This is a genomic window from Mycobacterium asiaticum (genome assembly GCF_001673365.1).
GTDB classification, from domain to species: domain Bacteria; phylum Actinomycetota; class Actinomycetes; order Mycobacteriales; family Mycobacteriaceae; genus Mycobacterium; species Mycobacterium asiaticum_A.
The window spans coordinates 19,485-41,025 of the sequence record NZ_LZLS01000154.1 but is presented as its reverse complement, the minus strand read 5'-3'; the positions used below and the strand labels follow the sequence as shown (position 1 = coordinate 41,025).

At 64.0% G+C, this 21,541-nt stretch carries 20 protein-coding genes, 1 tRNA gene and 2 pseudogenes; 9 read left to right on the top strand and 14 right to left on the bottom strand.

Going from position 1 to position 21,541, the window contains the following annotated elements; genetic code table 11:
* Positions 1–114, top strand: a 114-nt coding sequence (locus tag A5634_RS29505; protein ID WP_253861469.1) for a hypothetical protein, incomplete at its 5' end; no start/stop codon positions are given.
* Positions 115–137: 23 nt separating this feature from the next.
* Here the strand turns inward: A5634_RS29505 and A5634_RS16005 are convergent.
* The 4 genes from A5634_RS16005 to A5634_RS15990 all read right to left on the bottom strand — a co-directional run bounded on the left by A5634_RS16005 (position 138) and on the right by A5634_RS15990 (position 3,937).
* Positions 138–1,148 carry a hypothetical protein gene (locus A5634_RS16005; protein WP_155769572.1) on the bottom strand — a complete coding sequence of 337 codons (1,011 nt, stop codon included), beginning with the start codon at positions 1,146–1,148 and terminating at the stop codon, positions 138–140.
* A gap of 205 nt (positions 1,149–1,353) precedes the next feature.
* The gene (gene dmpG / locus A5634_RS16000) at positions 1,354–2,370 is read right to left on the bottom strand and encodes a 4-hydroxy-2-oxovalerate aldolase (RefSeq protein ID WP_065145013.1); all 1,017 of its coding nucleotides are present in this window, start codon (positions 2,368–2,370) and stop codon (positions 1,354–1,356) included.
* Positions 2,367–3,323, bottom strand: coding sequence for an acetaldehyde dehydrogenase (acetylating) (locus A5634_RS15995; RefSeq protein ID WP_065145012.1), 957 nt, complete (start codon positions 3,321–3,323; stop codon positions 2,367–2,369). Before A5634_RS15995 ends, dmpG begins: the two co-directional genes overlap by 4 nt.
* Complete coding sequence (locus A5634_RS15990; protein WP_065145011.1) at positions 3,320–3,937, bottom strand: TetR/AcrR family transcriptional regulator; 618 nt, start codon at positions 3,935–3,937, stop codon at positions 3,320–3,322. Before A5634_RS15990 ends, A5634_RS15995 begins: the two co-directional genes overlap by 4 nt.
* 80 nt (positions 3,938–4,017) lie before the next feature.
* On the opposite strand from A5634_RS15990, the gene A5634_RS15985 reads away from it, so the two are divergent.
* From A5634_RS15985 to A5634_RS15970, 4 genes are read left to right on the top strand one after another with little or no spacing between them, the layout of a single operon-like run.
* Entirely contained in the window at positions 4,018–5,622 is a 1,605-nt protein-coding gene (locus A5634_RS15985; protein ID WP_081290466.1) for a bifunctional 3-(3-hydroxy-phenyl)propionate/3-hydroxycinnamic acid hydroxylase, read from the top strand.
* A complete protein-coding gene (locus A5634_RS15980) occupies positions 5,619–6,491 on the top strand; it encodes an alpha/beta fold hydrolase (RefSeq protein ID WP_065145009.1) in 873 nt (290 codons plus the stop codon). The genes A5634_RS15985 and A5634_RS15980 overlap by 4 nt, the downstream gene beginning before the upstream one ends.
* Positions 6,488–7,492, top strand: a complete 1,005-nt coding sequence (locus A5634_RS15975) for a VOC family protein (RefSeq protein ID WP_065145008.1) — start codon at positions 6,488–6,490, stop codon at positions 7,490–7,492. Before A5634_RS15980 ends, A5634_RS15975 begins: the two co-directional genes overlap by 4 nt.
* A 12-nt stretch (positions 7,493–7,504) precedes the next feature.
* The gene (locus A5634_RS15970) at positions 7,505–8,533 is read left to right on the top strand and encodes an amidohydrolase family protein (RefSeq protein WP_065145019.1); all 1,029 of its coding nucleotides are present in this window, start codon (positions 7,505–7,507) and stop codon (positions 8,531–8,533) included.
* Positions 8,534–8,577: 44 nt separating this feature from the next.
* Here A5634_RS15970 and A5634_RS15965 read toward each other — a convergent pair.
* Positions 8,578–8,651: transfer RNA gene (locus A5634_RS15965), tRNA-Met, on the bottom strand.
* A gap of 221 nt (positions 8,652–8,872) precedes the next feature.
* Between A5634_RS15965 and A5634_RS29500 the strand changes: the two are divergent.
* Positions 8,873–9,078: pseudogene (locus tag A5634_RS29500) on the top strand (RtcB family protein); the annotation flags it as partial.
* A gap of 2 nt (positions 9,079–9,080) precedes the next feature.
* On the opposite strand, the gene A5634_RS15960 reads toward A5634_RS29500, so the two are convergent.
* The 6 genes from A5634_RS15960 to A5634_RS15940 form a co-directional block, all read right to left on the bottom strand.
* Positions 9,081–10,670 (bottom strand): UbiD family decarboxylase, encoded by a 1,590-nt coding sequence (locus A5634_RS15960; protein ID WP_065145007.1) that lies wholly within the window; start codon positions 10,668–10,670, stop codon positions 9,081–9,083.
* Complete coding sequence (locus A5634_RS15955; protein WP_065145006.1) at positions 10,667–11,257, bottom strand: UbiX family flavin prenyltransferase; 591 nt, start codon at positions 11,255–11,257, stop codon at positions 10,667–10,669. The genes A5634_RS15960 and A5634_RS15955 overlap by 4 nt, the downstream gene beginning before the upstream one ends.
* A complete protein-coding gene (locus tag A5634_RS15950) occupies positions 11,248–11,736 on the bottom strand; it encodes a hydrogenase (RefSeq protein WP_253861660.1) in 489 nt (162 codons plus the stop codon). The genes A5634_RS15955 and A5634_RS15950 overlap by 10 nt, the downstream gene beginning before the upstream one ends.
* Before the next feature lie 116 nt (positions 11,737–11,852).
* Positions 11,853–11,978 carry a hypothetical protein gene (locus tag A5634_RS29965; protein ID WP_301337114.1) on the bottom strand — a complete coding sequence of 42 codons (126 nt, stop codon included), beginning with the start codon at positions 11,976–11,978 and terminating at the stop codon, positions 11,853–11,855.
* A 327-nt stretch (positions 11,979–12,305) separates the two neighbouring features.
* The gene (locus tag A5634_RS15945; RefSeq protein WP_065145004.1) at positions 12,306–13,010 is read right to left on the bottom strand and encodes a nitroreductase family protein; all 705 of its coding nucleotides are present in this window, start codon (positions 13,008–13,010) and stop codon (positions 12,306–12,308) included.
* Positions 13,011–13,027: 17 nt separating this feature from the next.
* A complete protein-coding gene (locus A5634_RS15940; RefSeq protein ID WP_065145003.1) occupies positions 13,028–13,678 on the bottom strand; it encodes an HD domain-containing protein in 651 nt (216 codons plus the stop codon).
* A 111-nt stretch (positions 13,679–13,789) separates the two neighbouring features.
* Here A5634_RS15940 and A5634_RS15935 point away from each other — a divergent pair.
* Positions 13,790–14,771: pseudogene (locus tag A5634_RS15935) on the top strand (GlxA family transcriptional regulator).
* Between the two features lie 100 nt (positions 14,772–14,871).
* Here the strand turns inward: A5634_RS15935 and A5634_RS15930 are convergent.
* Complete coding sequence (locus tag A5634_RS15930; RefSeq protein ID WP_065145002.1) at positions 14,872–17,853, bottom strand: UPF0182 family protein; 2,982 nt, start codon at positions 17,851–17,853, stop codon at positions 14,872–14,874.
* 71 nt (positions 17,854–17,924) lie between these two features.
* Positions 17,925–18,947: a YlbL family protein gene (locus tag A5634_RS15925; RefSeq protein ID WP_065145018.1), complete on the bottom strand. Its 1,023-nt coding sequence runs from the start codon at positions 18,945–18,947 to the stop codon at positions 17,925–17,927.
* A gap of 78 nt (positions 18,948–19,025) precedes the next feature.
* Between A5634_RS15925 and A5634_RS15920 the strand changes: the two genes are divergently transcribed.
* Both A5634_RS15920 and A5634_RS15915 read left to right on the top strand, forming a co-directional pair.
* Positions 19,026–20,408 carry a zinc-dependent metalloprotease gene (locus A5634_RS15920; protein WP_155769571.1) on the top strand — a complete coding sequence of 461 codons (1,383 nt, stop codon included), beginning with the start codon at positions 19,026–19,028 and terminating at the stop codon, positions 20,406–20,408.
* Between the two features lie 38 nt (positions 20,409–20,446).
* Positions 20,447–21,304: a cyclodehydratase gene (locus tag A5634_RS15915; protein ID WP_065145000.1), complete on the top strand. Its 858-nt coding sequence runs from the start codon at positions 20,447–20,449 to the stop codon at positions 21,302–21,304.
* Between the two features lie 5 nt (positions 21,305–21,309).
* Here A5634_RS15915 and A5634_RS28290 read toward each other — a convergent pair whose 3' ends face one another.
* Positions 21,310–21,483: a hypothetical protein gene (locus A5634_RS28290; RefSeq protein WP_155769570.1), complete on the bottom strand. Its 174-nt coding sequence runs from the start codon at positions 21,481–21,483 to the stop codon at positions 21,310–21,312.
* Positions 21,484–21,541 lie beyond the last annotated feature (58 nt).

Sequence of the window (21,541 nt, the reverse complement as noted above, 5' to 3'; positions counted from 1 at the left end):
GACGTCGAATGGATCCCCCCAGCCCACCTTGACCACGGCCAACGCCGCACCAACCGCTACCACCACCCAGAGAAAACCCTCTGCGAACAAAACGACGACGACAAACCCGACTGACCGACGAGATCGTCTGACACGCGCTAGCTTTCGTCGTCGAGGTAGCGCGCCTCCTCCATAACCATCTCCCGATACTCGGGCTCGATCTCATCGATGGCGGCTTGGGCCTCCGCAGTCAATTCCTCGCGGATACCGCTCACGGCATGGGCGAACGGAACGTACGCGCGCATCAAATCCGGTAAGTCCAGCACGCAATTCACAACATCGGTCGGGTCGTAGAAACATTCTTCCAAGGGCAGTAGAGCGTCCGGTAAGTCCTGCAGCCGTCTTGCACTCCACCGCAACGGATCACCCGTGCCATCGTCGACGCAAATCTGCAGCAGCTTGCGGTGATCGTCATCGTCGAAGCGCATCCCCGCCGGCGAGGCAAAGAACTTGTCGAACAAGTCGTCAAGCTCTGCCGTGTCGAGCGACGGCGTTTGGTAGCCGCTGCCGCCCTCGGGTAGGAGTCGAGCCAGCCAGCGGAGCAGGGGACGACTGGCCGGCCAGGTGTCGGACTCCTGCAGCCCAGATAGCAGACCGTCGACTTCTACACCTCGGCGCATCCAAGCGCGGGCATCGGCGAGGCTCATCTCGACGAAGAAGGTGTCAGGATCGGTGCGGCTGCGCTTTGCGACGTCGAGGACTTCCTCCAGCGACGCAGGAACGAAGAACGCATCGCTGACCTCCGACGTCAAGGCGTGGTCGATGTAAACCGCGCAGGTCAGTTCTTGGTCTATGGGCAAACGCACGCTAAGCATCAGCTCGTCGCCATCGCCCAGCACATGCGTCATCCGCACGACCCTGTCGATGTGAGTCTGACCCAAGTCGGTGATCCACGAAGGGAGGTCGTCCTCACGCGTGGAAAGCTCACGCTGACAACGCAACTGAAGAACCTCGTCATCGACCATCTCGGAGAGCACCGCCAGCAACGCGGTCGTCTCGGGAACCCTGACGTCGATGAAGCTGTCGACGAGTTCGTCGAGGCCGATCACCTCGGATTCTTCCGATTGGAGCAACAAATCTTGTCCCGGCTCCGTCGCTTCGATGATCATGCTGACCGTGCTGAGCAGTTCGAGTGGATGCTCGCTGGCTAGGGCCTCCCGCACCGCATCGACAAGGTGGAACTCCTCCGGCTGCTCGCGACGGGCCGAGCGCATCCGCCGCGCATCTCGCCGCGCTTGTTTGGCCTTCCGACGCTTTCGCTTATCCGACATCGAGCGGACCCTACCTCGTTTTCGCGACTAGGACAGTCGTCGATCACGAATTGGATCCCCCAACGAGATCCAGCGCGATATCGACGAGCATGTCCTCCTGGCCACCGACCATGCCGCGCCGGCCGGCCTCTTCGAGCAGGGTACGGGCGTCGACGTCGTACCGCGCGGCGGCGTTCTCGGCGTGCCGCAGGAAGCTGGAGTAGACACCGGCGTAGCCGAGGGTGAGGGTTTCGCGGTCCACGCGTACGGGCCGGTCCTGCAGCGGTCGAACCAGATCCTCGGCGGCGTCTTCGAGCCTGTGCAGGTTGCAATCGTGACGCCAGCCGAGTTTGGTTGCCGCGGCGACGAACACCTCCAGCGGTGCGTTGCCCGCTCCGGCGCCCATTCCGGTCAGGGAAGCGTCGACTCGGTTGGCTCCGTATTCGACGGCAACGATTGAGTTGGCCACGCCGAGCGACAGGTTGTGGTGAGCGTGGATACCGACTTCGGTTGCGTCGTCTAGGTGTTGACGCAGTGCGTCGACTCGCTGGGCGATGTCGCGCATAGTCATCGCGCCGCCGGAGTCGACGACATATACACAGTTGGCGCCATAGTCTTCCATGAGCTTTGCTTGTTCTGCCAGTGAGTCGGGGTCGGCCATGTGGCTCATCATCAGGAATCCGGCTGTGTCCATTCCTAATTCGCGTGCGGCGGTGATGTGGTGAGCCGAGATGTCGGCTTCAGTGCAGTGCGTGGCAACGCGCACGACGGTGGCTCCGGCACGGTGAGCGTCTTTGAGGTTGCGGACGCTGCCGATGCCCGGCAATAGCAGGGTGGCGACTCGCGCCTGGCGCACGGTGTTGGCAACTGCCTCGATCCACTCGAGATCGGTATGGGCGCCGAAGCCGTAGATGCAGCTCGATCCCGCCAAGCCGTCACCGTGGGCGACCTCGATGGAGTCGACGCCCGCTTCGTCGAGGGCAGCGGCGATGGTCACGGCGTGCTCGACGGTGTACTGGTGACGAATTGCGTGCATGCCGTCGCGCAGCGTGACGTCGCTGATGTAGAGATCCCGACTCATGTCGCGGCTCCGGCGGGTTCGGTGGTGTGCGTGGCGATGCGCTCCGCGGTGGCCTTGGCCGCCGACGTCATGATGTCGAGATTGCCCGCGTAGGCCGGCAGATAATGTGCGGCTCCGATGACTTCCAGCATGGCCGTGACACGGGTACCGGTGAACTTTCCGGTCTCGGGGATGTAGAGCGGATTTTCGGCGGTGAAGGTCTCGAACTGCACGCGCTGTTTGAGCCGGTATCCGGGAACGTAGGCGCTGACCCGTCCCACCATGTTGTCGATGGCTTCGGTAATCGCGTTGCGGTCACTGTCACCGTCGACGAGACAGTAGACGGTGTTGCGCATGAGGATCGGTGGGTCGGCGGGGTTGAGAATCATAATCGTCTTCGCGCGCTGTGCCCCACCGACCATTTGTATTGCCGCGGAGGTGGTTTCGGTGAACTCATCGATGTTGGCGCGGGTGCCGGGGCCGGCAGACCTCGACGAGATGGAGGAGACGATTTCGGCATAGGACACGATGCCGCACGCGGCCACAGCGGACACGATGGGCACGGTGGCCTGACCGCCACAGGTCACCATGTTCAGATTTTGCGCGTCGAGATGATCGTCGAGGTTGACCACCGGCACGCAGTAGGAGCCGATCGCAGCGGGGGTCATGTCCAGGACCCGCACTCCGGTCGGCGCGAGCTTCGTCCAGTTGGCCTGGTGCGCTGTAGCCGCGGTGGCGTCAAAAACCAATTTGACGTCCGCGAAGTCGGGCATGGCGAGCAACCCATCGATTCCGTCGGCGGTGGTGGGCACACCCATGCGCGCGGCGCGGGCAAGTCCGTCCGAGCCTGGGTCGATGCCGACCATCACCGCGGCGCGCAGCGGTCCGTCGCTGCGCAGAATCTTGATCAGCAGGTCGGTTCCGATGTTGCCCGAGCCGATGATCGCGACCGGGTAATCGTGTTGGCCGGTCATGACGCGTTCATCTCTGCACCGAGGTTGTAGATGGCGCGGGCGTGCAGTTCGAACAGTGCGACAAGGTCCACGGAGTCGCCGCCGATCTCCTTGGTAATGAACAGTCCGTCCGCGCCGGCGATCGCGTATTGAGCCAGCTGATGGTTTTGGGCGTCGTCAAGGCCGGGGATCATCTCACCTATCCCCGCGACGAGCATGGCGAACGCCTTCTCGCGTACCTGGAGGAACATCGCGCGTGCGCGCGGTTCAACGGGTCGACGCTCCAGGCTGAGCATCAACCCGAGCCTGATGAAGTCAGGCGAGTCGAGTAGGGCTTTCGCGATTTGTGTCGCCATCGCGATCAGGCGGTCGACGCCGGGTCCCTCCTCAGGGAACTGCCACGCCGACAGCCACGCGCCGAAGCTGCGTTCGATGACAGCGGCCAGCAGGTCATCCTTGTCCTTGAAGTGCCAGTAGATCGAGCTGGCCGGCAGTCTGCATTTTGCGCTCACCGCGTTGATGCTGGTGCCTTCGTAGCCGCGCTCGGCGGCTATCTCAGTGGCGGCGTCGAGTATTCGGGTGCGCGACAGCTCGCCGTCAGCACGTCCGCGGCGGGTGGACTTCTTCTCAGCCATTTCCGTCCCCTTCTTGACTCTGTAGTGATCGCTACATTACCGTAGTGATCGCTACATAACAAGTTGCGCCGATTGAACGGATGAGGCGAGTGAGCGATACGAGCTACGACGTGGCGGTCATCGGGTACGGCCCCACTGGCGCGACCGCCGCCAACCTGCTGGGACAGCTCGGCCTCAGCGTGCTGGTGATCGAGCGCGACCCCGACGTCTACAACCGCGCGCGGGCGATCTCCACCGACGAGGAGGTGCTGCGAATATGGCAGTCGGTCGGGCTGGCAAATCGCCTGCAGCAGGACATGCTGCCCAGCCGACCGCTGGCCTTCGTCGACGCGGAAGGTAGGCCCTTCATCGAGACGACCATTACTGGACGCGGTTGCGGCCACCCCCCTCAGCAGTTCATCTACCAGCCCGCAGTCGACCACGTCCTGCGCGAGGGCGTGGCCCGCTTTCCAAATGTCGAGGTGCTGCTGGAAGCCGAATGCCTTCGCGCGCTGAACAAGGGTGATCATGTCGAGCTGTTGGTCGGCATGATGCGGGCCGACACCCTGCGTCGCGTCCGGGCGTCTTTCGTGATCGCCGCCGACGGCGGCTCCTCGCCTACCCGTGGTCTGCTCGGAATTGGCTACTCCGGCAAGACCTACGCAGAGCGCTGGGTGGTGATCGACACCAGAATGATCAAGCAGTGGGATGCCCACGACCGCTTACGGTTTCACTGCAAACCCGAGCGTCCCACCGTGGACTGTCCCACCCCACTTGGCCATCACCGCTGGGAATTTCCTGCCCGCGCCGGTGAGGACGAAAAGAGGCTCGTCACCGACGAGTACGTGTGGCGGGTCCTCAACGGCCAAGGCATTACCGACGAGAACGTGGAGATCCTGCGCGCCGTCGTCTACAGCCATCACGTTCGCGTTGCCGAGCGCTGGCGCGTGGGCAGAGTGTTCCTTGCCGGCGACGCAGCCCATGCGATGCCGCCGTGGATCGGCCAGGGGATGTCAGCCGGAGTGCGCGACGTCGCCAACCTGTGCTGGAAACTAGTCGCAGTCGTGCGAGGCGAAGCCGCGGACTCGCTGCTGGATTCCTATGAGGCGGAACGCAAACCGCACGTGATCGAAGTGACCCGCCGTGCCGTGTTGGTCGGCCGGATAATCACCGAACGGCGGCGGTCCGTTGCCGCAGCGCGCAACCACATACTTCGGGCCATCACGAAGTTGCCCGGCGCCCTTGCCGGTGGTCAGAAGCTGTACTGGATTCCCGATGCTCATTACAGCGCAGGGTTTTTCGCAGCGAACAAGCATCAGGCGACAGGCTGGCAGATCCCTCAACCCCGAGTGATCGACCACACCGGCGCCGAGGTCCTGCTCGACGATGCGCTCGGCGGTCGATGGACAGTCTTGCACCTAGGTAAGGAGCCGGCCGGCGCTTCCGCGTGGAAGCAGCTCGGGATATCCGTCGTGGCACTGACCAGCGAGACAGCCGCTGCCGCGCCGAACGCCATAAGCGACCGAACGGGGGCCTTGCGATGCTGGTTCCGCGCAAACAAGACTGCCGCTGTGATTCTGCGACCGGACGGATTCATCTACGGCGCAACGGGATTCAGCCAACATCTGCCCCCACCCCCCGCCGCCCTCTTGGCACCATCACCCCAACCAGTCACCGCAGAAATTCGAAACGGAGCGACCGCATGACCACCGCCAACTTCGTCGAACACACCGTGACAGTCAACGGCAAGCCGATCTTCTACGTCGAAACCGGCTCCGGACCTACCATCGTCATGCTGCACGGCGGCGGACCCGGCGCGTCGGGAGTCTCGAACTACTCCCGCAACATCGACACCCTCGCCCAACACTTCCGCGTCATCGTGCCTGACATGCCCGGCTACGGCCGCTCGGTCAAAGGCGTCAACCAGGCCGACCCGTTCGGGTACCTCGCCGACATGATCCGCGGCCTGCTCGATCACCTCGACATCGACATCGCGCACCTGATCGGCAACTCCTACGGCGGGGCAGCCGCATTGCGCCTCGCACTCGACACCCCGCACCGGGTGGCCAAACTGGTGCTGATGGGACCTGGCGGGATCGGCACGACCAGAGGGCTGCCGACCGCCGGCCTCAACTGCCTGCTCGGTTATTACGGCGGCGACGGCCCCAGCCGCGACAAGCTCGAAAGGTTCATCCGCACCTACCTCGTCTACGACGGGTCTTCCGTGCCGGACGAGTTGATCGACTCGCGATACCAAGCATCCATCGAGCCCGGCGTGATCGCCGACCCTCCGCTCCGTCGGCCCACGGGCCCCACGGCACTTCGCACCCTGTGGCGAATGGACCTGACCCGCGACTCCCGGCTCAAGACGCTGCAGAACCCGACGCTGGTCCTATGGGGGCGCGACGACAAAGTCAACAAGCCCGGCGGCGGTCCGATGCTGCTCAACACCATGGCCAACGCCGAACTGATCATGACATCGCGCACCGGTCACTGGATGCAGTGGGAACGCGCCGAGTTGTTCAACCAACTTGTCATCGAGTTCCTTACGCCTGAAGGAGCTTTCGCGTCATGACCGTCCGCTCGGTGTTCGGCAACGTCCATCTCGGATACGTGGTGGTGCAAACCGACCGCTTCGCCGACTGGCGCCGGTTCGGGCGCGACGCGATCGGGATGCACCTCGACGAGACGCTGCCCGACGTCATGCGTTTCCGCCTCGACGAGCACAAGTGCCGTTTCCTACTGCAGCGCGGACCCGCCGAAGACGTCACCGCCCTCGGCTGGCAACTCGACGGCCACGACACCTTTGACGAAATCCTGCGCCGTGTCACCCGCCACGGTGTCCCCATTGCCGACGGCACACCCGACGAGGCAGCGCTACGAGGCGTCGAACGGCTCGCGCGGATTCCCGGGCCCAACGGTCTGGCACAGGAACTGTTCGTCCGCGCCCACACCGCCAGCGATCCGCTGCAAATAATTGGCCGCGGATTCGTCACCGGCGACTCGGGCATAGGCCACGTCGCGATCACGTCGAAGAAACCGCATCAGATGCGCGGCTACTACGACACCGTGTTCGATGCGCGCCTGACCGACTACATCGACGAGACCATCAGTGGCGTCAAGCTCAAAATCCGCTTCCTGCGCGTCAACGAACGACACCACTCCATTGCTATCGCCGCGGTGAACCGGTTGCCGCTCAACCCGATTCGCACCCGCATCCAACACCTGAACATCCAAGCGACCGAACTCGACGATGTCACCGACGCCTATCAACGCGTCAAGGATTTGGGGTTCGAGATGGCGTTATCAATGGGACAGCACACCAACGACCGGGAGTTGTCGTTCTACGCCGTGACCCCCTCCGGATTCGAGTGGGAAGTTGGGTGGAATCCCATCACCATCGATGAGTCAACCTGGGAACCCACTACCTATAAGGGCATCAGCATCTGGGGACACAGGCCTGAAGGGCAGACCATCATCGACAAGCTCAACCAGTTCAAGACCGGTGCCCGGTCAGTGCTGCACCGCGAAGACCCCGTGCCGGCCCTCGCCGGCGCAGGCATCCCAGACAACTGAAAGATGGTTTCGATGGCCCGAATAGACACCCACCATCACATGGTTCCGCCTTTCTACCGGGACGCGTTGCGCAAGGCCGGCATCGATGAGGCCGGCGGACGCGCACTTCCCGACTGGAGTCCCGACGCCTCGCTGCACACGATGGCCGAATTGGACGTCCGCGCCGCGATCCTGTCGGTATCCACACCGGGATCTACGTTCTTTCCCGCAGCGGCGGATGCAACCGCCTTGGCTCGGGACATTAACGATTATGCGGCGAATCTCGTTGCCCAGCAACGCAACCAGTTCGGCTTCTTCGCCACAATTCCGATGCCGCACGTCGAGCAGTCCGTGGCTGAAGTCGTACGTGCTCTCGACGAGTTGAAAGCAGACGGCGTCGTGCTGTTGGCCAACAATGCCGGCATCTATCTGGGGCAGGACGGGCAGGACGACCTGTTTGCCGCACTCGCCGCCCGCTCCGCTGTGGTCTGCATTCATCCCGCCGACCTACCAGGCTCGCAGGTTCCTGGAGTGCTACCGTTCGCCGCGGACTTCCTACTGGACACCACTCGTGCAGCGTACTTGTTGGTGCGCAACGGAATTCGGCGCAAGTACCCGAACATTAGATTCATCCTCAGCCACGCTGGCGGGTTCGTGCCATACGCCAGCCACCGCATGGCCGTTGCCATACTGGCCGACACCGGCCGCAACCCGGCCGACAGTCTCGACGACTTCTCCAGCTTCTACTTCGACACAGCGTTGTCATCGAGTCCCGCCGCGCTGCCGACCCTGCTGAACTTTGCCAAACCCGGTCACATCACCTTCGGCTCGGACTGGCCATTCGCTCCGCTGGCCGCGGCAAAACTATTCGCCGCCGCGCTGGAAAACTATGCGCTCGACGACGCCACCCGAGCCGCACTCGACCACGACAACGCGCTGAGGCTGTTTCCCAGGCTGGGCAGCGCGCCCGCCCTGCCCATTCGCCCCTTGCGCGAGCGTGTCCGGGCCGGAGCAAGTCGGTCCGTGATGCGCGGGATTGCGCGGCTGATGGTTGGGCGGTGATCGAAAAATGGCCCCGGAGAAGTCTCCGGGACCATTTCCGCTAGTAGCGGGGACAGGATTCGAACCTGCGACCTCTGGGTTATGAGCCCAGCGAGCTACCGAGCTGCTCCACCCCGCGTCGGTAAACGCAAGGTTACCCAACCCGTGCTGGACTGACCAAATCGCGCGGTCAACCGCATGAGCGGGGCCGCTTGCGGTGTTGGTAGGTGGGTAGTACCACGAAGTGACCCGCATCCCCATAACGCCCGAGGAGACGGCCATGTCGCACCGCCTTGGGCCGAAGCTGGTCAACTTCGCCACCGAAATCGCCGCCGACACCGTGCGCAGGCAAAGCTGACCCGGTACAGCAGGACGAAGGCCAAACAGCTGTTCTCCGAACAAGATCTGGCCGACGCGATAATGGGCATCGAATACCGGCACGGCAGGGCATGGATCGCGAGATTCCGCAGGCCTACAAGGAGATTGACCAGGTGATGGCAGACGCCGACCCGCTTGTGGAGATCGTCACCTCGCTGCGCCAGATCATGAATGTCAAAGGGCAGTAGACCTACACGTCCGACAGGCGCTTGCTGAGCTGCTCCATGGTCAGCAGTTCCCGCCGCTCGTCGTCGAGGTAGGAAATGCCGATGCCGTACTCCTCCCACCGGGCAGCCACTCGCGCCTCCAGCGCCGGGGAGATCGTATTGACCGCTGGGTAGTGGCGTCCGCCCCATTCCGGGCGCGGTTCGAACTCCCAGCTCCGGGTGGCGTCGATGAGCACCCGGGTCCATTCACCACTGCCGTACTTCGCCATGTCCTGTTTCTGCGGAGGTGTGGACGGATCCAGCGGTGAGCCGAGAGTTGGCCCGTAGAACGAAATGTCACCGAGGCCGGCGTTGACCCGGTAGGCCATGGCCCAGTCGAGGGCCTCCGGGTCGTGGATGTCGATGTCCTCCTCGACCACCGTGACATTCTTGTAGAACCAGATGGATCCGCTGGTCCCCCACAACGCCGCGGCCACTTGTTGGGCGTGCCCGCGGTACGCCTTGTGGATTTGGACGACGATGTTGGTGCCGTTGGTCACCTGTGACATCCACACGTCGGTGACGCCCCTGACCCCGAGGCTGTCGAGCAGATTCCAGGCGATTGCCGAACGCGCGTAATTGATCATGGAGTCTTCCACCAGGAATCCTGGCCGCATCCCCTCGAGAGAGCCACGCAGCACCGGGTCGTTGCGATGGGTGATCCGCGTGACCCGCAGCACCGGCGTAGGCGTCGCATGGCCGTCGAGGTATCCGGGGTACTCGGCAAACGGCCCCTCCGGCAGGAACGTCGCCGGGTCCGGGTCAAGGAATCCCTCGACGACGATCTCGGCGCTCGCCGGGACGTGCAGGGGCACCGTCTCGCAGGCCACCAAGTCGACCGGACGGCCGAGCAACGCGCCCATCATGTCCCACTCGCAGACGTCCTTCGGGAACGGACTGCCGGCGCAGAACGGCAGGACATCGTGCCAGCCGTACACCACCGCCACCGGCATCGGCTCTGGCTTGTACTGCTGCAGATGCCCGCCCCACCCCTGGATGGGAGCAAGCAGCTTCACGATCTTGTCCCGATCGGCGATCATGCCCCGGTAGACGCCGATGTTGTCGCGCCCGGTGACTTTGTCCTCGGTGACCACGCCGCAGAACGTGTCGATGTACCGACCGCCATCGGTGGCATGCCATTTCGGGGCCGGAAACTCCCAGAGGTTGATCTGGTCACCCTCGACGATGTTCTCTCTCACGGGGCCGGTCTCCACTATGCGCGGCGGAATCGGTTGCTTGAACGCCTCTTTGAGATGACGCACGACCGCCGAATCAGTAGTACTCTCCGGCAAGCCCAACATGAGTCGGATCTGCCGCCGGTTCCCGATCCCAGACGTCAGGAACTTTGTGCACCGGGTGTTTTCGTGACCATTGATGTTTTCGAACAGCAACGCAGGACCGCCGAGCGACAGGTTCGCGCGGGTGACGGCGCCGATCTCCTCGTCCCAGTCGACTCGGGTGGTGATGTGGCGCAGCTGGTCGGCGGCCTCGAGCGTATCCATCCAGCTACGCAAATCGGGGCCGCTCTCAGGGATGCTTGGCTGCAGCTCGGAAATCTCGGTGGCGGTGCTCATCTCGTCAGCTCCAACTCGTGACCGTTGACCTGATTGTCCTTCCACCGCTCGATCAGCGAGTGTTCGATTCCGAGTTGGTCGATGACGCGACCGACAACGTAGTTCGTCACGTCGTCAACTGAAGAGGGCCGCGCGTAGTAGGCAACCGTCGGCGGGAAGATCACCGCACCGGCACGCGACAGGTAAAGCATGTTCTCCAAGTGGATCTCACTCAGCGGCGCTTCACGTGCAACCAGGACCAGTTTGCGCCGTTCCTTCAACGTCACGTCCGCGGCGCGCGTGATCAGGTTGTCGCTGAAGCCGATGCGGATGGCGCTCAACGTCTTCATGCTGCACGGACAGACGACCATGCCGTCGGTCCGGAATGACCCGCTGGAGATTCCGGCGGCCAGGTCACGAGCACTGTAGACATGTGCAGCCAGTGCTCGGACGTCGTTGACGGTGTAATCCGTCTCGAGTTTGATGGTGGCCCTTGCCCAGTCGCTGAGCACCAGATGTGTCTCGACATCCAGGTCACGCAGGACTTCGAGCAGGCGGATACCAAGCACAGCGCCCGTCGCGCCGGTCATGGCGACTACTAAACGCATTGCCGTTCTCCTTCGTTCACGCGGTCGACAGTGTTCGTGTTGTCTTGCGGTGTGTTTCGCCGGAAGATGCCCAAAAGGATCAGCGCCACTGCCGCCAGGAACGCGTAACGCATGCTGCGGAATCCGAGCAACACAATCCGTTCCTGCCACGCGGTTCCGTGATGTCCTTGGGACAGAGTCGGATTGGCGGCGGCGGTCCCCAACGCCGCGCCGAGCGCGGTGAAGAACCAGTTGCCGTAAGTGCCGTAGAGCGTCGCCCATCGGGCCGCCTGTTCGACCTCCGGCGGCAGATCGACGTGATCCCATATCGCACCCAGCGCCATCAGGAACGTCCCGTTCATCACTCCCTCCAGATGAGCTGATAGCGCCATGCGGATGTTGGTGAAGCGTCGCTGCTGCGTACCTGTCACCAGGCCGATGAAAAACAACACCAGGCCGTGCCGGGCCAGACTGCGGGGTGTTGTCGGTGGCTGTCTCATGAGAACACCTCCTAGATCACGATTTATCAAGCATTCCCCGACGGGACGTTGAGCGACTGGTGACGATGAGACGTCTTTCCCACAGTTACCGTCACCGGGACAACGGGCCCAGACAATCAGCCAGCCGCGGCCGCGGCCGCGGCCGACGGTCGCTGCGCGACCATGCGCAACATCGTCGACGGCCCGAACAACTCTGCGCGAGGACCCACCATGTTCATCAGCCGCAGGAATCGCTGGACCATCGCTGGATCGTTTTGCGCGGCCAAGATCAACCGGTCCACGAGAGCGTGCCGGACCCGCACCGACGCGGTGCGCTACCTGGTATCTGCGGCACTGCCAGATCCGAACTGACGGCTGTTTGCCAAGCGACGGCAATTTGCTTGGTACCGAGACCGAAGAATCGACGCGCAAGGCGCTAATCTCCTGTGGACACAATCACGCAGAACCAGCGCTTCGATGGCGGCAACCGACATCCCTTGTCCATACAACGGGTTGAAATTGCACAAGCGTCGCCGGCGTTCATGCAAGGCGTTGCGTCCGCGCTGCAGCGGTTGGTGGCCGGCGCCAGCTCATCCCACCGCGGAAAGGCCCGCCGGAACATCCTGCTGAGGCGGCCACAACGGTTCAGGCACCTCGACCCCGAACGGCGAGTCCCAGTTATTACGGGACGAAACCTCCTGCACGGGACGTCGATTGGCCGCGACCCCCCACTTGCCACGCGGGTAGCCGAGGGCAAGCATGGCCGACATCTTCCAGCCCTCCTCGACGGGCACACCGAGTATCTCGTTCACCCTGTCCTCGAAATTGCGGAGCACCATCGTCATGACCCCGCCGACGCCCTCGGCGCGGGCAGCGAGCAATGCACTCCAGATCGCCGGATAGATGTTGGCGCCACCGAGGTCGTCGATGGCAAAGACGAACAGCAACAACGGAATCTCTTCGAAATGGTCCGCCAGATAGTTCCCAGAACCCTCGATTCGACGCATTGTCTCGGCGTGGGTGGCCAGATCCACACCGGGTGCCGGCGCTGCCATCGGCCCCGTTCCGGTGCTGAACTTCTCGTACTCGACGGCGCGTGCCTGTCGGAACAATTGCGCTAGTTCACTTTTGAGTTCCGGATCGTCCACCGCCACAAAATGCCATCGCTGGGTGTTACCCCCGTTCGGGGCGCGAACGGCAGCGTCAAGTATGCGGGCCTGTGTGTCCAACGGAATCGGATCCGGCCGCAACCGCCGCATCATCCTGGTGGTGTACAACGCTTCGTAAACGTCCATTTCCTGCTTCCTTTCTGTTACTCGGGCCAGCCGTTGTTTTGGATGATGTCGACGAAGTTCTCCCGCTTGAAGCTCGGATCGAAGTGTGCCAGCACGTCGTCGTTCATGGTGCCGAAAGTGCTTGCGGGACGGTGCTTCATACCGTTGTTGAAAGCCGCGACGATGCGGTTCTTGAAGTCCGGGCGCGGATGCGCGGCAGTGACCGCGTCCAGCGCCTCGGGCACCAGGTCTTCACGGCCCATGCCGAGCACGTCCGTCTCGACACCGGCTGTAACCAGAGCGATTTCGGGGTCCAAGAATTCCGGCACTCCCGGGGTGGTGTGCAGCGCGATGCCCAGCCATACTTTCTCCGCGTCAGCCGGGTCGTAACCACGCTCCAGCAGGAAGTCGCGTGCCGCGTTGGCACCATCGACTTCGAAACGCAGCATGGAGGTCCGGTAACGCGCGGTGAGGCCGATGTCGTGGAACATCGCCCCGACATAGAGCAACTCCAGATCGGGTTGCAAACCCAACCGACGGCCATGAAGCGCCCCGAACAAGAACACCCGCCGGGAGTGGTCGAAGAGCAGGTCGTCTTCCACATCGCGGATGTACTCCGTGACCTCGCGTACCAGGGCGGTGTCAGGGATCACGACCCCGGCGATGGTTTCTATCGATTGAGTGGCCATGGGTTCCTCCTCGGTTGAATGAACTTAGTGTGCAGGCCACAGCCGTATTTGCTGGTGGCCGTTTGTGCCGTCATTCCCACAAAATGCGACACAGGCCGGGACAATGGGTGGATGCGGTCTCCCAATGGCGCCTCCGGTGCCCCGCGCGTGGTGGTGATCGTCGTTTTCGACGACGTGACGATGTTGGATGTCGCGGGGGCGGGTGAGGTCTTCGCCGAGGCTAACCGCTTCGGCGCCGACTATCAGCTGAAGTTTGCTTCGGTGGACGGTCGCGACGTCACCACGTCGATCGGAGCCCGGTTGGGTGTCACGGAGGCCCTGTCGTCCATCGAGCGCGCCGACACCGTGATGGTTGCCGGCAGCGACAACCTGCCGCGCCGCGCAATCAACCCTGAACTCGTCGAAGCGGTCAAATCCATCGCGGGAAGAACCGGCCGGCTCGCATCGATTTGCACGGGTTCGTTCATCCTAGGACAGGCCGGCCTACTCAACGGACGACGCCACCACCCACTGGCATGACGTCCGGCTATTTGCTCGGGCGTTTCCGAGCATCACGGTCGAACCGGACGCCATCTTTGTCCGCGACGGCAACATCTTCACCTCTGCCGGTATCTCGGCCGGCATCGACCTGGCGCTGGCACTGGTCGAGATGGATTACGGCAGCGAATTGGTTCGCGCCGTCGCACGGTGGTTGGTCGTGTACCTCAAGCGCGCCGGCGGCCAATCGCAATTCTCAGTCCTGGTGGAGGCGGATCCCCCGCCAGAATCTCCGCTGCGCAAGGTCACCGATGCGATCTCGGCCGACCCGACGACCCGCCACAGCGTGAACTCCCTCGCGGCGCGGGCATCCCTGAGTACACGGCAGCTGACCCGGCTCTTCCAGTCCGAACTCGGCACGACACCGGCCCGCTATGTGGAAATGGTTCGGATCGACGCCGCACGCGCCGCTCTGGACGCCGGCCGAACCGTCTCCGAGACCGCGCGGCTGGCGGGATTCGGCAGCGTCGAAAGCTTGCGGCGGGTATTCGTCGACCACCTTGGCGTCTCCCCGAAGGCCTACCGGGAAAGATTCCGGACGGCCGCGCGGGGCTGAGCCCGGGGCGAGCGCGCACCTAATGCCAGCGTTTGCGGCGTGTCGGTGTGCAGACACGCGCGCTCGCGGCCGGATGGGCCGGCCGGATAACGGCAACGACCTACTTGGTGTTGTTGAACTTGGTGATCGCCTCATCGAGCCGCTGCAGCGCAGACCCGTAGCCGGCGAAGTCGCCCTTCTTCTGCGCATCCCGCGCAGCACCAATGGCAGCCTGAATCTCTTGTAGCACAGCGGCTTTCGCTGGCGATAAAGCGGTCGACGCCTCCGGCGGCGGGGGCACCGCCGCGGTCGGCGGCGGCGTTCCCGGACCCGCCGACGGCGGGGGCGGACTGGCTGGCGGGCTGGCCGGCATCCCGCCTTCGGTGGGCTGGATCCCGGTCGCGGCGGCGCCGGCGCCGGGTCCGAACAATGCGGTCAGCGCATCGCCCACGGTCGGCCCGTAACCGACCTTGTCGTTGTACATCATCGCCACGCGGATCAGGCGCGGGTAGGACGACGCGGCGTCACTGGCTCCCGGCGAGGCGTAAACCGGTTCGACATAAAGCAGGCCGCCCTGACCCACCGGCAGGGTGAGCAGGTTGCCCCATCGGATGCGGTTTTGGTTATCTCGCCCGATCACACCCAGGTCCTGGGACACCGCTGGATCGGTGGTGATCGCGTTGTTGGCCAGCTTGGGGCCGTTCACCTGTCCCGGAATGGTCAGCACCGTGATCTTGCCGTAGGTCGCGGGATCCGAACTGGCGGTGATGTAGGCCGCCAGATAGTCACGTTTGAACCTGTTCATTGCGCTGGTCAGCTGATATGACGCCGAATTGTCGTTCTTGGCAATGTTTTTCGCGACGATGTAGTACGGCGGCTGATAACTGCTGGCCGTCGGGTTCGGGTCCAGCGGCACGTCCCAGAAGTCGGACGTGGAGAAGAACGTCACCGGATCGTTGACGTGATACTTGGCCAACAACATCCGCTGCACCTTGAACAGATCCTCCGGATAGCGCAGGTGCTCGGCCAGGTCCGGGGTGATCTCGCTCTTGGGCTTGACGGTGCCGGGGAAAACCCGCATCCAAGCCTTGAGCACCGGGTCGGCCTCATCCTGCTGATAGAGCGTCACGGTGCCGTCGTACGCGTCGACGGTGGCCTTCACCGAGTTTCGGATGTAGGACACCTTCTTGTCAGGAGCCAACCGGTTGAACGCCACTTCGTTGGAATCGGCGGTGGCCGACGACAACGACGTGAGTTCGGAGTAGGGGTAGTTGTCCAGCGTGGTGTAGCCATCGATGATCCACACCAGTCGCTTGTTGACGATCGCCGGGTACACCGCGCTGTCAGTGGTCAGCCACGGCGCCACCGCCTCCACCCGCTGCGCCGGATCGCGGTTGAAAAGAATCTTGCTGTTGGACCCGATCACGTTGGAGAACAAGAAGTTTCGCTCGGCGAACTTTGCGGCGAACACAGTGCGGGAGATCCAGCTGCCGATCGAAACCCCGCCACTACCGGTATAGGTGTAGTTCTTGGTTTCGGTGCTGGTCTCGTAGTCGTATTCCCGGTCGGCGCCGGTCTTTCCGACGATCGCGTAGTCGGCCGACGTGTTGGAGATGACCGGCCCGAAGTAGACGCGCGGCTGATCCAGCTGCGCCGGACCGTCGGACACGATGCTGCCATTGGCGCCGACGACGTTGACCAGGAACTCGGGATAACCGCCGTTCTGATTCGGGTCGTTGGCGATGCCACGCACCGTGTTGGCCGGTGAGGCGATAAACCCATTGCCGTGCGTGTACACGGTGTGCCGGTTGATCCAGTCACGCTGGTTGTCGATCAGTCGGTCGGGGTTGAGTTCACGTGCCGCAACGACGTAGTCGCGCAGGTTGCCGTTGCGGTCGGGGTAGCGGTCGATGGACAGCTGCTCGGGGAAATAGTAGAAGTTCTTGCCCTGCTGGAACTGGGTGAACGCGGGGCTGACGATAGTCGGATCGAGCAGTCGGATGTTCGAGGTGGTGGCGCGGTCGTCGGCTACCTGCTGCGCGGTGGCTTGGGCATCGCCGCTGTAGTTGCGGTACGTCACCACGTCCTGTGTCAGCCCGTACGCCTGTCTGGTTGCGGTGATACTTCGGCTGATGTATTCGCTTTCCTTTTGCGCGGCATTGGGTTTGACGCTGATCTGCTCGACGATCAGTGGCCAGCCCGCGCCCACGATCAGCGACGACAGCAGCAACAGCACCAGGCCGATCGCCGGAATCCGCAAGTCCCGCAAGGTGATCGCGGAGAACACCGCCGCCGCGCAGATCAACGCGATCGCCATCAGGATCAGCTTGGCCGGTAGCACCGCGTTGATGTCGGTGTAGCCGGCGCCGGTGAACGGCTTGCCGCCGCGGGTATGAGAGAGCAGTTCGTAGCGATCAAGCCAGTACGCAACGGCTTTCAGAACCACCAGCACGCCGATAAGGCTGACCAGCTGAATCCGCGCCGATCGGCTCAGCGCACCGGCGCGGCCCGACAACCGGATTCCACCGAACAGGTAGTGCGCCACCAGGTTGGCTACGAAAGCCAGGAAAATGGCTACGAACAGGTAGCTGAGCACCAGCCGATAGAACGGCAACTCAAACGCGTAGAAGCCGAGGTCCTTGCCGAACTGCGGATCCCTGATCCCGAAATCGTCGCCGTGCAGGAACAACTGGATCCGCACCCAGTAACTCTGCGCGACGATGCCGGCCAGCAGACCGATCGAGACCGGGATGCCGATGCCCACCAGGCGCAGCCGGCTCAGCACCACGGCGCGGTACCGCGCCACCGGGTCGTTGTCGTTGTTCGGCACGAACACCGGACGGGTGCGGTAGGCCAGCGCTAGTCCGCCGAACACGATGCCGCCGACCAGCAGGGCCGCCACCAGGAACACCACGATGCGGGTGACCAGCACGGTGGTGAACACCGAGCGGTAGCCGAGCTCGCCGAACCACAGCCAGTCGACGTAAGCGTCGATCAGACGCGGGCCGGCCAACAACAGCACGATCACGGCGACGGCGATCAAAATCAGAATCCGGCTACGCCGAGTTAACTTCGGCATCCTTGCGGCGGGCCGCATTCCCACTGGCTACGCTCCCTGTTCAATATTGTCCCGACGCCACAACTGTACGCATCGCCGCTTTTCAGCGACTCGGGCTAGCAGCTGGGGGTTGGCGACCCCGCTGTCATCGCGTGCAACGCATCCACCGCGGTACTGAGCGTTTCGACCTTCACCAGCTTCAGCCCGGACGGGATGTCGGAGACCGCCTCATAGCAATTCTTGGCCGGAACCAGGAATACCGTGGCGCCGGCCGCGCGGGCGGCCGCCATCTTGTGCGTGATGCCGCCGATCGGCCCCACTTTGCCGTCCAGCGTGATCGTCCCGGTGCCGGCGACGAACGTGGAACCGGCCAGGTCTCCGGTGGTGAGCTTGTCGACGACGGCCAGGCTGAACATCAATCCGGCCGACGGTCCGCCGATGTTGGCCAGATGGAAGTCGACGGTGAACGGCGCCCACGGCGCGTCCAGCACACCGACGCCCAGGAACCCGTAGTCGCGATCCTTGTTGGTACCCAGCGTGATCTCCACGACGCCCGGGGGTTCGTTCTTGCGGCGATAGTCGATCGACACGACCTGCCCGGGCTTGGTGTTTTTCAGAAACGCGGTGAACTGCTCGACGTTGGCCACCGGCGTCCGGTCGACCGCGTCGATGGCGTCGCCGGGCTTGAGCTTTCCTGCTGAGGGTCCCGGGTCGGTGACCGACGCGGCCGTCACCGCTTGCGGGTATTTCAGGTAGCCCAGGGCGGCGTACTCGGCGCTGTCCTCGGAGTTCTTGAAATCGGCGTTATTGGCCTTGTCGACCTCGTCGCGCGACTTGCCCGGCGGGTAGATCAGGTCGCGGGGAACCAGCTGCTCCTGACCAGAAATCCACAGGCTCAGCGCCTCGCCGAGGGTCAGGTCGTCGCGCTGGGACACCGTCGTCATGTTGAGGTGACCCGAGGTTGGGTGGGTTTGCGTTCCCTCGATCTGCACGACCTGCTTGCCGTCGACCTCGCCCAAAGTGTCGAACGTCGGACCGGGGCCCAACGACACGAACGGGACGGTCACCACCGCGAGCAACACACCGAACACCACGATCGGCACCAGGGCGACCATCAAGGTCAGGATCCGCCTGTTCACGCCGTTCACCCTAACTGGCCTCGCACTTGAGCCATTCAGCTGAGAGCGTGACCGTGCCTCGCGCTTTCCGTTTGCGTGGTGAGTACGGTTGAGATCATGGCTGACCTGCCTTTCGGCTTCTCCTCTGGAGACGACCCCGACCGCGAGAAGCGCGAGAAGAACGATCCCAACTCAGGACCGGGTGCTAACCCGTTCGGGTTTGGTGGCGACTTCGACATGGCCAACCTCGGTCAGTTGTTCACCCGCCTGGGCGAGATGTTCGGCGGCGTCGGCAGCGCGATGAGCTCAGGGAATGCGGGCCCGGTGAACTACGACCTGGCACGCCAGGTCGCGTCGAGTTCGATTGGGTTTGTCGCGCCGGTGCCCGCGGCCACGCAGTCGGCCATCTCCGATGCCGTGCACTTGGCCGAGACCTGGCTCAACGGCGCCACGGCACTGCCGGAAGGCACCAGCAAAGCGTTGGCGTGGAGCCCCACCGATTGGGTCGACAACACGCTGGAAACGTGGAAGCGGCTGTGCGACCCGATGGCACAGCAGATCTCGTCGGTGTGGGCGCAAGCCCTGCCCGAGGAGGCCAAGAGCATGGCCGGCCCGCTCTTGCAGATGATGTCGCAGATGGGCGGAATGGCTTTCGGTTCGCAGCTGGGCCAAGCGCTCGGGCGGTTGTCTAAAGAGGTGCTGACGTCGACCGACATCGGTCTGCCGCTCGGCCCCAAAGGTGTGGCCGCGATCCTGCCCGAAGCCGTGGAAGCGTTCGCAAGCGGGCTCGAGCAGCCACGCAGCGAGATCATGACCTTCCTGGCCGCGCGTGAGGCCGCGCACCATCGCCTGTTCAGCCACGTGCCGTGGCTGCCCAGCCAGTTACTAGGGGCTGTCGAGGCCTACGCCATGGGCATGAAGATCGACATGAGCGGCATCGAGGAACTGGCCCGGGATTTCAATCCGGCCACACTGACCGATCCGGCCGCCATGGAGCAGTTGCTCAGCCAGGGTGTGTTCGAACCCAAGGCAACGCCGGCGCAGACCCAGGCACTCGAGCGGCTCGAGACGCTGCTGGCCCTGATCGAGGGCTGGGTGCAAACGGTGGTTACCGCCGCGCTGGGTGAGCGGTTGCCCGGCGAGGCCGCGCTCAGTGAGACGCTGCGTCGGCGGCGCGCCAGCGGCGGCCCCGCCGAGCAAACGTTTGCCACGCTCGTCGGGCTCGAGTTGCGGCCGCGCAAGCTGCGCGAGGCCGGCGCGTTGTGGGACCGTCTGACCGAAGCCGCCGGAATGGACGCGCGCGACGCGGTCTGGCAACACCCGGATCTGCTGCCGGCTGCAGACGACCTCGACGACCCGGCCGGGTTCATCGACCGGGTCATCGGCGGTGACACCAGCGGGATCGACCAGGCCCTGTCGGACTTGCAAGCCAGACTCGAGGGCGACGATCCCGGACCCCAAACCGGCCCTGTGGATAACTGACTGCGGCTTTACCTGGTGGGCTGGCAGCGTGAGACGCCATGGCCCGGGCCGCCCCACCCCTGTTCGCACTGGACCCGGCGATGCCTGTGCTGCTGCGGCCCGACGGCGTGGTCCAGGTGGGCTGGGATCCCCGCCGGGCGGTCCTGGTCCAGCCGCCGGGAAGTTTGACCGCCAGCGACCTGGCGACCGTGCTGCGGTCGATGCGATCGCCGATTTCGATCACCGAGCTGCAGCGCCAAGCCGGCCGCCAAGCCCGCGACGTGTGCCATGACGACCTGACCAACCTGGTCTCCCAGCTGGTCGACGCCGGTGTGGCGATCGGTGCGGACCGCAAACCGGTCCGACGGGCCGCCTCGATCCGGGTGCACGGCCGGGGCCCGCTGTCGGATCTGCTCATACCCGCGCTGCGCAGCTCCGGGGCCCGGATCGGGCACAGCAACCAGCCGCACGCGACCGTGTCCGCCACCCCCGTCGACCTGGTCGTGCTAGCCGACTACCTGGTGACCGATCCGCGCATCGTGCGTGACCTGCACACCGCCCGCGTTCCGCACCTTGCGGTCCGGGTTCGCGACGGTATCGGCCTGGTCGGACCGCTCGTCGTACCGGGGGTAACCAGCTGCCTGGGCTGCGCTGACCTGCATCGCCGCGACCGCGACGCGGCGTGGCCGGCCATCGCAGCTCAGTTGCGCGACACGGTGGGGGTGGCCGACCGGGCCACCATGCTGGCCACCGCCGCACTGGCCCTCAGCCAGGTGAACCAAGTGATCGCCGCAGTGCACGGCCAGAAGTCGGATCCGGATCCGCCGGCAGCGCTGAACGCGACGTTGGAGTTCGATCTGCATGCCAGCTCCATCGTGGCGCGGCCATGGACCCGGCATCCGTTGTGCTGTTGCTGAGCGGTCTACCCCAGACGACCCTGCTCCGGGACACACGTGGAGATTGACGCGTACGCCCGGCCAAGTGCGTCGAGCACGTCCTCGGTCAGAGTGCGCTCGTTGCGGTGCCGATCCAGCGTCTCGATGATCGCCCGAAACAAGGCGTCGGCGGCGTCGTGCTGCGATTGTCTGGCTGCCATGTTCCTGCGGTCCACCCTCCGAAGGTTCGATCCGTCACACGATTGCGACGCGCAAGAG